This window comes from Bacillus sp. SIMBA_154 (assembly GCF_046536015.1).
Lineage (GTDB): Bacteria > Bacillota > Bacilli > Bacillales > Bacillaceae > Bacillus > Bacillus pumilus_P.
Window position 1 is genome coordinate 1 of the sequence record NZ_JAWJBV010000447.1, and the last position, 253, is coordinate 253.

Genomic DNA, 253 nt, shown 5'->3' on the forward strand with positions numbered 1-253 from the left:
GTTTTAAAGGAGCTGAAAACGCTATAACTTGTTGCTCTGCAACTGCAAGTAATAAAAGTAGCTTTATATAATCATCATAAGCTTCTTCCAAATATATTCTCAGGTCGGTAGATTCTTCTGTATATGCGTGATTCGAATCAATTTCTGAACTTATGTTTAACTGCCCTAAGACTTTTTTGAAAAGACAGAAGTGTGAGTTAAGAGGAGTCAGGCCATCATTGGTCTCAAAAGAAAAACCAAACTCGTCTGCTAT

General features: G+C 35.6%; 1 protein-coding gene. It reads right to left on the reverse strand.

All coding sequences use genetic code 11. The annotated features are described in order from the left end of the window. Positions 1 to 253 (reverse strand): hypothetical protein (locus tag R0K30_RS22715; RefSeq protein WP_486304036.1); only part of this gene is annotated, 253 nt, incomplete at both ends.